Raw genomic sequence first — 14,560 nt, forward strand, 5'->3', positions numbered from 1 at the left:
CTGCGTACGTTTCCCCTGATGAGCACGTGGCAATGATTGCTGCCGTGCCCCAACCACGACGATCGAGAAAGCTGTGGGCCGGGCTCGCCGCGGCGCTCCTGCTGTGCCTCGGGCTCACCGGCGCCTCCCGTGCCGAGCCCGCCCCCACGCTCGCGGCTCAACGGCCCAATATCGTGCTGATCCTCACCGACGACCTGGACGCGGCGGATCTGAGCCGGTTCCCCAACATCACGAACCTCCTGGTGCGTCAGGGCACCACACTGTCGCGCTTCTTCGTCACCAACCCCTGGTGCTGCCCCTCCCGCTCGTCCATCCTGCGCTCGCAGTACATGCACAGCCACCAGGTGGAGAGCAACCGGTCGCCGACCGGCGGGTTCCCGAAGTTCCGGCCGCTGGAGGCCTCCACCCTCGGGACGTGGATGCACGACGCGGGCTACCGCACCGCGCTCATGGGCAAGTATCTCAACAACTACCCCGAGGGCGCGCCCCGCACGTACGTGCCGCCCGGCTGGGACGAGTGGCACGTCCCCGTCACCCGCCTCTACCAGGAGTACGGCTACACGCTCAACGAGAACGGCGTGATCCGGCGGTACGGCGACGCCCCCGAGGACTACCTGGAGGACGTGCTGAGCGCCAAGGCCGCGGCGTTCGCGACCGGTTCCGCCGCCGAGTCCTCCGCCGGGGCGGACGCTCCGTTCTTCCTCTATCTCGCTCCGGTCGCGCCGCACCTGCCCGCGCACTACGCGCCGCGCCACGCCGCCGCCTTCGCCGGCGAACAGGCGCCGCGGACCGCGTCGTTCGACCAGGCCGACCTGTCCGCCGAGCCCCGCTGGCTCGGCGAGCGCACGCCGCTGTCGGCCGCCGACACGCGGCGGATCGACCGCGTTCACCGCGACCGGCTGCGGGCCATGCTCGGTGTCGACGACATGGTGGGCGCCCTGGTCGAGGCGCTGCGCCGGGCGGGCCGCCTGGACGACACCTACATCTTCTTCACCTCCGACAACGGCTTCCATCTCGGCCAGCACCGGCTGCGGCCGGGCAAGACGACGCCCTTCGAGGAGGACATCCGGGTGCCGATGGTGGTGCGCGGGCCGGGGGTGCCCGCCGGGGGCGTGGTCGACGCGCTCACCTCGACGGTCGACCTCGCGCCCACGTTCGCCGAGCTGGGCGGGGCCGCGGTGCCTCCGACGGCCGAGGGCCGCTCGCTCGTCCCGCTCCTGCAGGGGCACGACGTCCCCTGGCGCGACGCCGTGCTCGCGGAGTTCTACCACCCCTCCTACTCGCCGAACTCGCCGCCCACATATGCGATGCTGCGGACCGGGCGTTACGCGTACGTGGAGTACGAGACCGGGGAGCGGCAGCTCTACGACCTGCGGGACGACCCGGCGGAGCTGCACAACATCGCGGCGACGGCCGGCCCGGGCCTGACGGCCGCGCTCGCGGCCCGGCTCGCGCTGCTGCGGGCCTGCTCCGGACCGGCGTGCCGGCTGGCGGACGCCGCGGGCACAGTGGTCTCAGGCACGGTGATCCCCGGCACAGTGATCCCAGGCACGGGGATCTCGCTGGGCGGCGGAGTGTCCTCGGCGACGGCCGCGGCGGCCCACGAGTGAGGTGACGGAGCGGATAAGGGCGGGCGCCCCGGCAGGTTCGGGGCACCCCCTATTCATTTCTGCCCATATGGCTATGGGAGCGCTCCCAAGCGCGGTATGTCCTAGTATGTCCCATTGACCGGCTCTAACCACCCAGGGAGTAACAGTTAGGTTTCGGCATATTGACGCCCCGGTTGCTCATAGAGGACCCTTCGTGGGAGCGCTCCCAACGGTGCTTGGTACACCGTGCGGGAGCACCGAGCACAACCTTCGATCGCGGGCCGTGAGATCGGGGACCGGCCTGGGATGCACCTCCCACGAACGATTCGGGATACCACCTGAGAGGGGTCCGGAATGATTGCAAACTCGCGCCGCGGCAGGCTGCTCGCGGTCGCCGCGGTGGCGGCGCTGGCTCTCGGCGCCACCGCCTGCCAGTCCGACGACAAGCCCGACACCGCGTCGGGTGGCGGGTCCACGGCGGCGGCCGGCCCCGTCACCATCACGCTCCAGACGTTCGGCGGCGGCAAGAACTTCGGCTACAAGGAGGCCGTCGACAAGTGGAACGCCGAGCACAAGGACATCCAGATCAAGTATGACAACCTGACCGACCAGTTCGAGCAGGTCTACTGGCCGCAGATGATCCAGTGGCTGCAGTCCGGCGCGGGCGCCGGCGACGTCGTCGGCATCGACGAGGGCGGCATGGGCCTCGCCAAGGCGCACCCCGAGTGGTGGGCCGACCTGGGCGAGTTCGGCCTGCAGAACCGCAAGAGCGACTTCGCCGCCTGGAAGTGGGAGAACGGCGTCACCGCCGACGGCAAGCTGTTCGGCCTCGGCACCGACGTCGGCGGCATGAGCCTGTGCTACCGCCGTGACCTGTTCGAGAAGGCCGGTCTGCCCGCCGACCGCGAGGAGGTCAGCAAGCTCTGGCCGACCTGGGACGACTTCGTCAAGGTCGCCCACAAGTTCCAGGACAAGATCAAGGACACGAAGTTCGTCGACGGCACCAACACCCTCTACAACGTGGTCCTGGTGCAGGAGGGCGCCAAGAACGGCAACGTCACGTACTTCGACAAGGACAACAACCTGATCGTCGACAAGAACCCGGCGGTCAAGACGGCGTACGACTTCGCCCAGAAGATCAGCCAGGAGGGCCTCACGGCCAAGCTGCGCAACTTCACGCCCGAGTGGAACACCGGCATGAAGAAGTCGCAGTTCGCCACCCTCGGCTGCCCGTCGTGGATGCTCGGCGCGGTGAGCGGCGACGGCGGCGCCGGACCGGACTTCAAGGGCAAGTGGGACGTCGCGGCGGTGCCCGGCGGCGGCGGCAACTGGGGCGGCTCCTGGCTGGCCGTGCCGAAGCAGTCGAAGCACCCCAAGGAGGCGGCGCAGGTCCTCGACTACCTGACCGGCAAGGACGCCGAGGTCAGCGTCTTCAACTACGCCGGCAACATGCCGAGCAACGTCCAGGCGCAGCAGGACCCGGCCGTCCAGGGTGCGAAGAACGAGTACTTCAACGACGCCCCCGTCGGTGAGATCTTCGCCAAGTCGGCCGCCTCGCTCCAGCCGATCTTCCTCGGCGTCAAGCACGCCCAGGTCAAGAACGCCATCGAGTCGGTCGTCTCCGCCATCGACGACGGCTCCGTGCCGTACGCGAACGGCTGGAAGAAGCTCGTCGACGACGCCGTGAAGGCCGCGGGCTGATCCTGCCCGCCAGGTGAGCACCGGCCCGCCGCAGCGGCACCCCGCCGGCGGGCCGGTCGCCTGCTTTCACCCGAAAGGTAACTCATGAGCCTGCACGTCGACGCCGGGCAACCGACCCGGGCACCGATGCCGCCCAGCCGGAGGCACGTCCGGCCGAGACCGGGCCGGTCCTTTCTGACCTGGCTGGACCTCAAGGCCGCACCCTACCTCCTGGTCTCTCCCTACTACATCCTCTTCCTGATCTTCGGGCTCTTCCCGCTCGGCTTCACCCTCTACTACTCGTTCTTCGACTACGACCTCACGGGCACGGTCGAGTGGACGGGCCTCGGCAACTACACCGCCATGCTCGGCGACGCCGATTTCTGGAAGGCGGTCGTCAACACCCTCGCGATGTTCGTCCTCGCGACGGTCCCGCAGATACTGCTGGCCCTGCTGCTGGCCAACGCGCTGAACAAGCGGATGAAGGCGCAGCTGTTCGTCCGGCTGGGCGTCCTGCTCCCCCTCGTCACCTCGGTCGTCGCGGTGGCGGTCGTCTTCACCCAGCTGTACGGGCGCGACTGGGGCGTGGTCAACTGGGTTCTCGGCTGGTTCGGGGCCGACCCCATCGACTGGAAGGCCGAGCGTCTCCCCTCCTGGCTCGCCATCGCGACCATGATCGACTGGCGCTGGACCGGCTACAACGCGATCATCTTCCTGGCCGGCATGCAGACGATCCCCAAGGACCTCTACGAGGCGGCCTCGATCGACGGCGCGTCCCGGCGGCGCCAGTTCTGGCAGATCACGATCCCGATGCTCCGGCCCACGATGATCTTCGTGGTGCTGAACTCCACCATCGGCGGCCTCACGCTGTTCTCCGAGCCGACGACGTTCTACAACGGCAACGTCCACGGCGGCACCAACAGCCAGTTCCAGACCGTCTCGATGTTCATCTTCGAGCAGGGCTTCCGCGAGTTCGACTACGGCTACGCCTCCGCGGCCGCCTGGCTGCTGTTCCTGCTCATCCTCATCGGATCGGCCATCAACTTCCTGCTCATCCGCCGGATCGGGGGCAACAAGTGACCACGCTCTCCGCGCCCGCCACCACGCGGCGGCGCCGCGCCAAGGGGCCGGGAGGTGCCGCCGGCCTCTGGACCGCCACACCGATGACGAGGCTCATCCTCGCGGTCACGATCATCATCTCGGCGTTCCCGCTGTACTACATGATCGTCATCGCCTCGCGCACCAACACCGAGGCGACCGACATGCCGCCGCCGTTCCTGCCGGGCGGCAAGCTCGGGGAGAACATCCAGCGCGTGCTGACCAACCCCGACGCGCACTACCTGACCGGTCTCACCAACTCCCTGATCATCGCCGCCACGGTGACGGTCTCGGTGGTGGTGATCTCGACGTTCGCCGGCTTCGCGTTCGCCCGGCTGAACTTCAAGGGCGGCAAGATCCTGCTGCTGCTGGTGCTGCTGACCATGATGGTCCCGCTGCAGCAGATGGGCATCGTGCCCCTCTACCGCCTCATGGTCAGCCTCGAATGGGTCGGCTCGATCAAGGCCGTGATCCTGCCCTTCCTGCTCAACGGTTTCGGCGTCTTCCTCATGACGCAGTACACCCAGCAGGCCGTGCCCAACGAGCTGGTCGAGGCCGCCCGCGTCGACGGCGCTTCGACGCTGCGGATCTGGTGGAACGTCATCCTGCCCGCCGTACGGCCGGGCATGGCGGTGCTGGGCATCAACACGTTCATGCTGATCTGGAACGACTTCATGTGGCCGCTGATCGTGCTGACGCCGGACAACCCGACGGTCCAGGTTGCCATCAACTCGCTCAACGCGAAGTACGGCACGGACTACGTGCTCATCTTCAGCGGCACGCTCATGTCGATTCTCCCGCTCATCGTCGTGTTCATCGCGTTCGGCCGACAGATCATCGGCGGACTCATGGAAGGTGCGGTCAAGGCGTGACAACGCAAGGCACACGACCCGAAGCGGAGACGGCCGGCCTGATGTTCCCCACCGGGTTCGTCTGGGGCGCCGCCACTTCCGCCTACCAGATCGAGGGCGCGATCACCGCGGACGGGCGGGGCCGCTCCATCTGGGACACCTTCTGCGGTCAGGACGGGCGCATCGTGGGCGGAGACACCGCCGAGATCGCGATCGACCACTACAACCGGTATCGCGAGGACGTCAAGCTCATGGCGGACCTCGGCCTCACCGCCTACCGGTTCTCCGTCTCCTGGCCTCGGATCCAGCCCGACGGCTCCGGCGCGTACAGCGCCAAGGGCCTCGACTTCTACAAGAGGCTCGTCGACGAGCTTCTCAGCTACGGCATCGACCCGTGGCTGACGCTCTACCACTGGGACCTCCCGCAGGCGCTCGAAGACGCCGGCGGGTGGCCGTCGCGCGACACGTCGAAGCGCTTCGCCGACTTCGCCGCGACCGTGCACGCCGAGCTCGGCGACCGGGTCAGGAACTGGAGCACGGTCAACGAGCCCTGGTGCGCCGCGTTCCTCGGCTACGCCTCCGGCGAGCACGCCCCCGGGCGGCGCGAGCCGGCCGCCGCGCTGCGTGCCGCGCACCACCTCAACCTCGCGCACGGCCTGGCCGTCCAGGCGATGCGGGCGCAGAACGCGCACTCGCAGATCGGCGGGTGCGTGAACGTGTACCCGGTCACGCCGGCCACGGGCAGCGAGGCCGACCAGGACGCCGCCCGCCGCATCGACGGGCTGCAGAACCGTTTCTTCCTGGACGCGCTGCTCAAGGGCTCCTACCCCGAGGACGTGCTGGCCGATCTGAGCCACCTGTCCGACATGGAGTTCATCCAGGACGGCGACCTGGCCACGATCGCCGCCCCGCTCGACATGCTGCTGATCAACTACTACAGCCGCTTCACCGTTTCCGGCGCGCCCGGCGGCGCCGCGTCCGCGGCCGCCGCGCCGACGGACTCCGGATCGCCGTGGATCGGCAGCGAGCACGTGGGCTTCGTCAACGGCGGCCGCCCGGTCACCTCCATGGGCTGGGAGATCGACGACAGCGGCCTGCACGAGATGCTGCGGCGGATCGCCGACGAGTACCCGCGGGTCCCGCTCTACATCTCGGAGAACGGCGCGGCGTACGACGACGTGATCGGCGAGGACGGCACGGTGCACGACCCCGACCGGGTGGCCTACATCGACGCCCATCTGCGGACCTGCCACGCGGCCATCGAGTCGGGCATCCCGCTTCAGGGCTACTTCGCCTGGTCGCTGATGGACAACTTCGAGTGGGCCTGGGGATACGGCAAGCGCTTCGGCCTTGTTTACGTCGACTACGAGACCCAGGCGAGGACCATGAAATCGAGCGCTTTGTGGTATGCCGACACCATCAGACACGGCGGCCTGCTGGGTCGGGCACAATAAGCGCAGACACGATAAGGGGGCAGTATAGATGAACGGGGACCGCCGTTCCGGAGGCCGGCCGACTCTGGAAGCGGTCGCCGCACGCGCCGGGGTCGGCCGCGGCACCGTGTCGCGGGTCATCAACGGCTCGCCCAAGGTGAGCGACCGGGCCCGCGACGCGGTGTTATTGGCGATCCAGGAGCTCGGCTATGTGCCCAACCGGGCGGCGCGCACCCTCGTGACCAATCGGACCGACACCATCGCGCTGGTGGTGTCGGAGTCGGAGCAGCGCGTCTTCGACGAGCCGTACTTCGCCGGGCTGATCCGCGGCATCGGCTCCGCGCTGGCGGAGACCGGCCTCCAGCTCATCCTCACGATGGCGCAGAACCGTGCCGAGCACGACCGGCTGGAGCACTACCTGACCGGGCAGCACGTCGACGGCGTGCTCCTCACCTCGGTGCACGGCGCCGACCCGCTGCCGGGACGGCTGGAGGAGCTGGGCGTGCCGACCGTGCTCGGTGGCCGCCCGGTGGGTCTCAACCCGTACAGCTTCGTCGACATGGACAACCGGGCCGGTGCCCGGCAGGCGGTCAAGTACCTGCTCTCCAAGGGCCGTACCAAGATCGCCACCATCGCCGGTCCGCAGGACATGGGCGTGGGCGTCGACCGTCTCGCCGGATACCGCGACGCGCTGCTGGCCACCGGCATGACCGAGCGCGTCGCGTACGGCGACTTCTCCGAGGAGAGCGGGGAGGCGGGCATGCGCGACCTGCTCGCCCGTCACCCCGACCTGGACGCCGTCTTCACGGCCTCCGACCCGATGGCGGTCGGCGCCCTGCGGGTGCTGAAGGAGCAGGGTCTGGTCGTGCCCGACGACGTCGCGGTGATCGGCTTCGAGGACTCCAAGGTGGCGCTGCACACCGATCCTCAGCTGACGAGCGTGCACCAGCCGACCGAGGCGATGGGCCGGCAGATGGTCCAGCTCCTGATCGCCCGGATCAACGGCGAGCCGCTGGAGCAGCCGGTCGTCATCCTCGACACCCATCTGGTGATCCGCGCCTCCGCCTGACGGCCACGGCCAGACCGCGGACGACGAACCGCCGCGCACCCCGAGGGGGTGCGCGGCGGTTCGCATCAACGCTCCTGCCAGAGCCGGTGATCGACGGCCGTGGACGGAGTGGGATCAGTCCCCGGGCCGTTCCTGTGCCGGTGGGGCGGTCACGGAGAGGGCGCGCAGGTCGTCGAAGGCTTGGAGGAGATGTGCGTCCAAGCTCTGTGAGGGGTCGTCGATCCAGGCGTGGACCGCTTGGTGAAAGGCGGCCCAGCCGGTCTGAGCAGCCAGGCCGGCCAGCCGATGGGTGACGCCGCGCTGCCGCAGTGCCTCCGCCACGGCTTCTGTGATCGACGCGGCCTTGGCCAGGTCGCGTTCACGGAGTGCCGGTGTCGCCGCGATGACGTGTAGTCGTGGTTCGGCGAACGGGCGGTTGTCCTCAAGGATCCGTTCGACCTTCCGGAAGGCGCAGAGCAGCATTTCGAGCGGCTGCAGATCATGAGGCGCTTCGGCTACCTCCCGCGTCAGCGCGGCGCGCAGGTCGGATTCGCCGTCGAAGAGCACCTCGCGCTTGTCCGGGAAGTGCCGGAAGAACGTGCGTTCGTTGACGCCGGCCCTGGCGGCGATCTCGGCCGTGGTCGTCTGCTCGAACCCGCGTTCCCGGTACAGCTCCAGGGCCGCCTGCTGAAGGCGGCGGCGCGCTTCTGCTCCGCTCCGTGGCACGCTCCGAGGATATCGCATATGTCAGTGAGTGGCGCTACTTGACGCCAGTCACTGACGCTACCTAAGGTCAGTGACTGGCACTAGGTAGTGCCAGTCACTGGCGTCAAGCGGGAGAGCGTTTCATGCATGTCTTCGTCACCGGTGGTTCGGGCCAGACCGGCCCCGCGGTCGTCGCCGAGCTCATCGCGGCCGGCCACACCGTCACCGGTCTTGCGCGCTCGGATGCCGCCGCCGCCCGGCTGGAGTCTCTGGGGGCCACACCACACCGCGGCTCCCTGGACGACCTCGACAGTCTGCACAGGGGCGCCGAAGCCGCCGACGGAGTCGTGCACATGGCCTACGGCGGCGACTTCTCCGACCTCGACGACATGATGAGGCGCGACCGGACCGCGATCGAGACGCTCGGCCGGCCGTTGGAACACTCGGGCAAGCCGCTCGTCGTCACCTCGGGCACCCTGGTCATGCCGGCCGGCCGGGAGTCCACCGAGAAGGACGAGCCCGACGCGGCCGGGATCGCCGCCTTCCGCATCGCGGGTGAGCGAGCGTGTCTGGGCTTCGCCGCCCGGGGAGTGCGCGCGAGTGTGGTCCGTCTCGCTCCCACCGTCCACGGTCCCGAAGACCACGGTTTCATCCCCATGCTCATCGCCACCGCGCGAAAGACCGGCGTCTCGGCGTACATCGGAGACGGCGCCAACCGGTGGCCCGCGGTGCACCGGCTCGACGCGGCGGTCCTGTTCCGCCTGGCGGTGGAGAAGGCACCCGCGGGCAGCGTGCTGCACGGAGTGGCCGAAAGCGGCGTCACTTTGAAGAGCATCGCAGAGACGATCGCCCGGGGCCTGGATCTGCGCACGGTCTCGCTGACCCCCGACGAGGCCGCCACACACTTCGTGAGCCCGTTCATGGCCACCGCCTACGGCTTCGACGGGCCCGTCTCCAGCTCCTACACGCAGGAGCTGCTCGGCTGGTCGCCCACCTACCCGACGCTGCTCGAAGACCTGGAGCACGGCGATTACCTGGTCACGCCGGCCGCCCGGACAGCATGAGGCGGACGCCCGGACGACACGAGGCGGGCGCCCGGAAGCACAGGGCGCCCGCCTCGCGTTCAGCTGCCGGCGGACGAGAGCAGGCGCTCGGCCTCTTCCTCCGACATGTTCTCCAGCTCGGCCACCAGCAGGTCCTCCAGCGCGACCGCCAGCTCGGCCACGGTGCGCCGCTCGAAGATCGTCCGGACCGGGACCTCCACCCCGGTCCCCCGGCGCAGCCTGGCCGCGATCCTCGTCGCGAGCAGCGAGTGCCCGCCCAGGGTGAAGAAGTCGTCGTTCACGCCGATGGAACCGACGCCGAGCAGTTCCGCCCAGATCTCGGCCACCAGCAGCTCCGCGTCCGTGCTCGGCGGGACGTGCCCGGCCGACGGCGTCCGGACCGGCGCGGGCAGTGCCGCCCGGTCCACCTTGCCGCGGCTGGTGAGCGGCAGCGCGTCGAGAACGACCCAGGCGGTCGGGACGAGATGGCGCGGCAGGGTCCGCGCGAGGTGCCCGGCGAGCTCCTCCCCGCTCGCGGTCCCGGTCACGTACGCCACCAGCTCCTCGGCGTGGACCGTCACGAACGCCTGGCCGACGCCCGGGTGGTCGAGCAGCCGCGCCTCGACCTCGCCCGGCTCGATCCGGAAGCCGCGGACCTTGAGCTGCCCGTCGAGCCGTCCGAGGAACTCCAGCGCGCCCTCCTGGTTCCAGCGCGCCCGGTCGCCGGTGCGGTACCTCCGCGATCCCGGCGGTCCCAGCGGGTCGGGGACGAAGGCGGCGGCCGTGAGCGCCGGGCGGCGCAGGTAGCCGCGTGCCACCCCGGCACCGCCGATGACCAGCTCGCCGATCACGCCCTTCGGGACCGGCGCCCCGGCGGCGTCGAGCAGGTGGACCGTCGTCGCGCCGACGGGCCGCCCGATCGGCGGCCTGCCGTACGGCGTCGCGCCGAGGTCGGTCGCGGTCGCGATGACCGCGGCCTCGGTCGGGCCGTAGGTGTTCACCAGGCGGACGCCGTCGCCGAACCTGCCGCGCCAGCGCGTGACCGCGCCGCCGGACGCCTGCTCGCCGCCGATGACGACCAGACGGAGCGCGGGCGGCCAGGCGATCTGGTCGATCTCCTCGACCAGGTGGTGCCAGTAGGCGGTGGGCAGGTCGAGCATCGTGATCCGCTCCCCGCCCGGGGCGGCGAGCAGGTCGGGCAGCGTCGCCGCCCCGCCCGGCAGCAGCACCAGGGTCGCTCCCGCGGCGAGCGTGGGGAAGACCTCTTCGAGGTGGGTGTCGAAGCTCAGCGACGCGAACTGGACGACGCGGTCGCCGGGCGCCAGGCCGTACTCCTCGCGCATCCAGCGGATCCGCGCCGCGATGGCGCGGTGCTCGACGGCGACGCCCTTGGGCCTGCCGGTGGAGCCGGAGGTGGAGATCACGTAGGCCACGTCGCCCGGGCGCGTCCCGGCCGGTTCACCCTGATCGCCGGGGGCCGCATCGTCCTCGCCGCCCAGCGGGTCGACGGCGGTGAGCCCGGCGGGCAGCGCCCGGGTCGTGATCACGTGTGTGGCCCCGGCGTCCGCGAGCGAGAAGGCCAGCCGCTCCTCCGGCTCGTCCGGCTCGAACGGCAGGTAGGCCGCGCCGGCCCGCCAGACGGCGAGCAGCGCGCTGATCGCCTCGGCGGAACGGGGCAGGCAGACGCCGACCACGTCGCCGGGGCGCACGCCCTCCGCCCGCAGCGCCGCGGCGAGACGTGCCGCCCGCCGGTCCAGCTCGCCGTAGGTGATCTCGGTCTCCCCGCAGACCACCGCGACGGCGCCGGGCATGCGCCGAACGGTCTCCGCGATCATCTCGGGGACCATCGGTCCTCTGCTGTCCGGCTCCGGGGCGTCGGCGCCGTCGCCGGCCATGGCACGGATGTCGGCCTCGTCGTCGCCGGTCCAGACGCGCAGCTCGGAGATCCGGCGACGCGGCTCGGCCACGGCCGACTCGAGCAGGAGCAGGAAGCGCTCGGCGAGCCGTCGGACGGCCTCCGCCTCGTGCGGGGATCCGCTGGACCCGTCGTGGCCGAACGACACGACGATCTCGCCGTCCTCGAACCACGCCTCGGCGTACAGGCCGAGCTTGACCTGCCGGTATCCGTCGGGGAAGAAGCCGACGGACAGGTCGCCGAACGGCCGGGTGGGCCCCAGGTCCTGGGTGTGCAGGATGAACATGGTCGGCATCAGCGCCTCGGCGGGGTGCCCGATCCGCTCGAACGGGACCGAAGGCCGGCTCAGCGCCGTCAGCGCCTCATGCCTGATGCGCCCCAGCAGTTCGGTGAACGGCGGATCGCCGTCGAGGTCGCCGCGCAGCACGACGGTCTGCGAGAGGTAGCCGATCATCGGCTCCAGCTCGACCCGGTCGCGGCCGGCCACGGCCGTGCCGACGAGGACGTCGGTGTGGCCGGTGTGCCGGTGCAGCAGCACCTGGTAGGCCGTCATGAGCACGGTGAACAGCGTGGTCCTGTGCTCGCGGGCGAGCCGGTCCAGCTCGCCCGCGACCTCCCGGCCCATCCGGACGACCTGGAAGCCCGCGCGCCCCTCGTCACGGATGCCCTCGTCACCGGTGCCCCCGCTCCCCATGGCGCAGGGCAGGTCGGGCGGCGGCGGATCGGCCAGCCGCTCCTGCCAGTACGGCACCGCGCGCTCGGCGCGGCGGCGCTGCCAGCGGGCGTAGTCGGACGGCTGGACCGGCAGCGGCGCCAGACTCGGCGCGCGCCCGTGCAGGCGCGCGGTGTAGCACTCCGCCAGGTCGTCGAAGAGGATCCCCAGCGACCAGCCGTCGCCGATGATGTGGTGCATCGTGACGCACAGGACGTGGTCCAGCGCGCCGATCGCGATGACCGCGACGCGCAGCGGCACGCCCTCGGCGAGGTCGAACGGCGCGTTCACCCGCTCGGCGACGAGCCGCCGGGCGTGCTCCTCGTCGCCGGCCTGGATCCGCTCCACCGGCGGGAGGGACCCCGGCGCCCCCGGCGGCTCGGCGACCGCCCAGGGGACGCCGTCCTCCTCGTCGAACCGGGTGCGCAGGCCCTCGTGCCGGGCCACGACGTCGGCGAGGGCCTGTTCGAGGGTGCCGGTGTCGAGGGGCCCGCGCAGCCGGCGGACGGTGTACATCGTGTAGGAGGCGTCGCGGGGATTCAGCCTCTGCAGGAGCCAGAGCCGTTCCTGGCCCGGCGACAGGGGCGCCCTCATGCGTCCGACGCCATCTCGTCGAGCACGGCCGCCAGGTCCTCGGCGCTGAGGCCGTCGAGCTCGTCGCGGAGCGCGGCGATCTCGGCGAGGTCCAGATCGTCGTCGTCGAGCCGGTCCATCGCCGCAGCCAGGTCGGCCACCGTGGGGTTCTCGAACAGCACCACGATCGGCACGTTGATCGCGAAGCGCGCCTGGATCCTGGCGATGATCTGGGTGGCGGTCAGCGAGTGCCCGCCCAGCTCGAAGAAGTCGTCGTCGACGCCGACCGGCTCGGCGATGCCGAGCACCTCCCCCCACATCGCCGCGAGGTCCTCCTCCAGCGGGGTGGACGCAGGCCGGTAGGGCCGGCTCCGCGCCCGGGTCCACTCGGGCACGGGCAGGGCCTTGCGGTCGAGCTTGCCGTTGGGGGTGAGCGGCAGGGCGTCCAGCACCACGAGGTGCGCGGGCACCATGTACTCGGGCACGTCGCGGCGCAGCCGGTCACGCAGGGACGGCCACAGGTCGGCCTCCTCGGGCTCCCCGGCCGCGCGTACGACGTAGGCGACCAGACGCGGCAGCCCGTCGGGGCCGTCGCAGACGCCGACGGCGGCGCCGGCCACCTCCGGCGCGGCCCGCAGCACGCTCTCGATCTCGCCGAGCTCGATCCGGAACCCGCGCACCTTCACCTGCTGGTCGGCCCGGCCCAGGTAGCGGAGCCTGCCGTTCTCGATCTGGGCGAGGTCGCCCGTGGCGTACAGGCGGGCCCCCGGCGCTTCGGAGAACGGGTCGGGCAGGAACCTGGCCGCCGTCTGGCCCGGCATGCCGCGGTATCCCCTGGCCAGGCCGGCGCCGCCGATGTGCAGCTCACCGGCCTCGCCGGGCTGCACGGGACGCCCGTCGGGGCCGAGGATGTGCACCGTCGTGTTGCCGATGGGCTCGCCCAGGTCCACAGGCGCGGGAGAGGGCGCCACCCGGCCGGCCGTCGACCAGACCGTCGTCTCGGTCGGGCCGTACACGTTCCAGAGCCGGGCGCCGCCGTCGAGGAGGGCGTCGGCGAGGTCGCGGGGCAGTGCCTCGCCCCCGCACAGCCGGGTCGCGACGTTCTCGGGGACCCCGCCGGATTCGAGCAGGATGCGCCAGCTCGCCGGGGTCGCCTGCATGATCGTGACGGCCTCGCTCACGGCACGCGACCGCAGGGCGCGGCCGTCCGCCGTCTCATGCCCGGACGCGACCACCACCCGGGCACCGCAGGCCAGCGGCAGGAGGAGCTCGAGCACCGAGATGTCGAACGACAGCGTCGTGACCGCCAGCCAGGCGTCGCGCGGGGTGAGCTCCAGCAGGGAGGCGAAGGACTCCAGCAGGTTGACCACCGCGCCGTGCGGCACGGCGACCCCCTTGGGCCTGCCGGTGGAACCGGAGGTGTACATGAGGTAGGCCAGGTCGCCCACGGGGCCGCCGACCAACACCTCGCCGTCGCCGGACGCCCAGCCCGCGACGGGAACGCCGTCCTGCGTCAGCTCGACCACGTCGGGGACGCCGTCGAGCAGCCGGGACCCGACGCCCTGGCCGGCCAGCACCAGCCGGATGCCCGCGTCCTCCCGCATGAACCGGAGCCGGTCCTCGGGGAATCCCGGGTCGAGCGGCACGTAGGCGCCGCCGGCCCGCCACACGGCGAGCAGGGCGACGACCATGCCGGGGCAGCGCTCCAGGCACAGGCCCACCGGGACCTCCGGGCCGACTCCGCGGGCGCGCAGCAGCGCCGCCAGCCGGTCGACCCTGTCGTGCAGCTCCCGGTATGTCAGCACGCCGCCGGCGCCGCTCACCGCGACCGCGTCGGGGCTCGCGTCACGCCACCGGCGGATCAGCGCGAGCGCCGTATCAGGGCTGGTCACGCCGCTCACCGCGTCACTCAC

The 14,560-nt window shown here is 71.1% G+C and carries 10 protein-coding genes; 7 read left to right on the forward strand and 3 right to left on the reverse strand.

Annotation, left to right across the window (positions count from 1 at the left end; all coding sequences use genetic code 11):
* Positions 1 to 44: 44 nt before the first annotated feature.
* The 6 genes from HHX35_RS32340 (at position 45) to HHX35_RS32365 (ending at position 7,720) form a co-directional block, all read left to right on the forward strand.
* Positions 45 to 1,610 (forward strand): sulfatase, encoded by a 1,566-nt coding sequence (locus HHX35_RS32340; RefSeq protein ID WP_310739455.1) that lies wholly within the window; start codon positions 45 to 47, stop codon positions 1,608 to 1,610.
* Between the two features lie 333 nt (positions 1,611 to 1,943).
* Positions 1,944 to 3,290 (forward strand): ABC transporter substrate-binding protein, encoded by a 1,347-nt coding sequence (locus tag HHX35_RS32345; RefSeq protein ID WP_182902454.1) that lies wholly within the window; start codon positions 1,944 to 1,946, stop codon positions 3,288 to 3,290.
* Between the two features lie 84 nt (positions 3,291 to 3,374).
* Positions 3,375 to 4,349 (forward strand): carbohydrate ABC transporter permease, encoded by a 975-nt coding sequence (locus HHX35_RS32350; protein ID WP_182902455.1) that lies wholly within the window; start codon positions 3,375 to 3,377, stop codon positions 4,347 to 4,349.
* Positions 4,346 to 5,239 carry a carbohydrate ABC transporter permease gene (locus tag HHX35_RS32355; RefSeq protein WP_310739456.1) on the forward strand — a complete coding sequence of 298 codons (894 nt, stop codon included), beginning with the start codon at positions 4,346 to 4,348 and terminating at the stop codon, positions 5,237 to 5,239. Before HHX35_RS32350 ends, HHX35_RS32355 begins: the two co-directional genes overlap by 4 nt.
* 41 nt (positions 5,240 to 5,280) lie before the next feature.
* Entirely contained in the window at positions 5,281 to 6,672 is a 1,392-nt protein-coding gene (locus HHX35_RS32360) for a GH1 family beta-glucosidase (protein WP_182902553.1), read from the forward strand.
* Positions 6,673 to 6,700: 28 nt separating this feature from the next.
* Positions 6,701 to 7,720: a LacI family DNA-binding transcriptional regulator gene (locus HHX35_RS32365; protein WP_139572861.1), complete on the forward strand. Its 1,020-nt coding sequence runs from the start codon at positions 6,701 to 6,703 to the stop codon at positions 7,718 to 7,720.
* A gap of 114 nt (positions 7,721 to 7,834) precedes the next feature.
* Here HHX35_RS32365 and HHX35_RS32370 read toward each other — a convergent pair whose 3' ends face one another.
* Positions 7,835 to 8,425 (reverse strand): TetR family transcriptional regulator, encoded by a 591-nt coding sequence (locus HHX35_RS32370; protein ID WP_182902456.1) that lies wholly within the window; start codon positions 8,423 to 8,425, stop codon positions 7,835 to 7,837.
* A gap of 122 nt (positions 8,426 to 8,547) precedes the next feature.
* Here HHX35_RS32370 and HHX35_RS32375 point away from each other — a divergent pair, with 122 nt between their 5' ends.
* Positions 8,548 to 9,468, forward strand: coding sequence for an SDR family oxidoreductase (locus tag HHX35_RS32375; protein WP_182902457.1), 921 nt, complete (start codon positions 8,548 to 8,550; stop codon positions 9,466 to 9,468).
* Between the two features lie 59 nt (positions 9,469 to 9,527).
* On the opposite strand, the gene HHX35_RS32380 is transcribed toward HHX35_RS32375, so the two are convergent.
* Positions 9,528 to 12,668 carry a non-ribosomal peptide synthetase gene (locus HHX35_RS32380; protein WP_182902458.1) on the reverse strand — a complete coding sequence of 1,047 codons (3,141 nt, stop codon included), beginning with the start codon at positions 12,666 to 12,668 and terminating at the stop codon, positions 9,528 to 9,530.
* Entirely contained in the window at positions 12,665 to 14,560 is a 1,896-nt protein-coding gene (locus tag HHX35_RS32385; protein ID WP_182902459.1) for a non-ribosomal peptide synthetase, read from the reverse strand. Before HHX35_RS32385 ends, HHX35_RS32380 begins: the two co-directional genes overlap by 4 nt.

It is taken from the genome of Microbispora sp. H10830, assembly GCF_014161375.1.
In the GTDB taxonomy this organism is placed as follows: Bacteria; Actinomycetota; Actinomycetes; order Streptosporangiales; family Streptosporangiaceae; genus Microbispora; species Microbispora catharanthi.

Coding starts and splice junctions, on each gene's coding strand:
- HHX35_RS32345 (WP_182902454.1), top strand. CDS start 1,944: ATGATTGCAAACTCGCGCCGCGGCAGGCTGCTCGCGGTCGCCGCGGTG.
- HHX35_RS32350 (WP_182902455.1), top strand. CDS start 3,375: ATGAGCCTGCACGTCGACGCCGGGCAACCGACCCGGGCACCGATGCCG.
- HHX35_RS32360 (WP_182902553.1), top strand. CDS start 5,281: ATGTTCCCCACCGGGTTCGTCTGGGGCGCCGCCACTTCCGCCTACCAG.
- HHX35_RS32365 (WP_139572861.1), top strand. CDS start 6,701: ATGAACGGGGACCGCCGTTCCGGAGGCCGGCCGACTCTGGAAGCGGTC.
- HHX35_RS32375 (WP_182902457.1), top strand. CDS start 8,548: ATGCATGTCTTCGTCACCGGTGGTTCGGGCCAGACCGGCCCCGCGGTC.
- HHX35_RS32380 (WP_182902458.1), bottom strand. CDS start 12,668: ATGAGGGCGCCCCTGTCGCCGGGCCAGGAACGGCTCTGGCTCCTGCAG.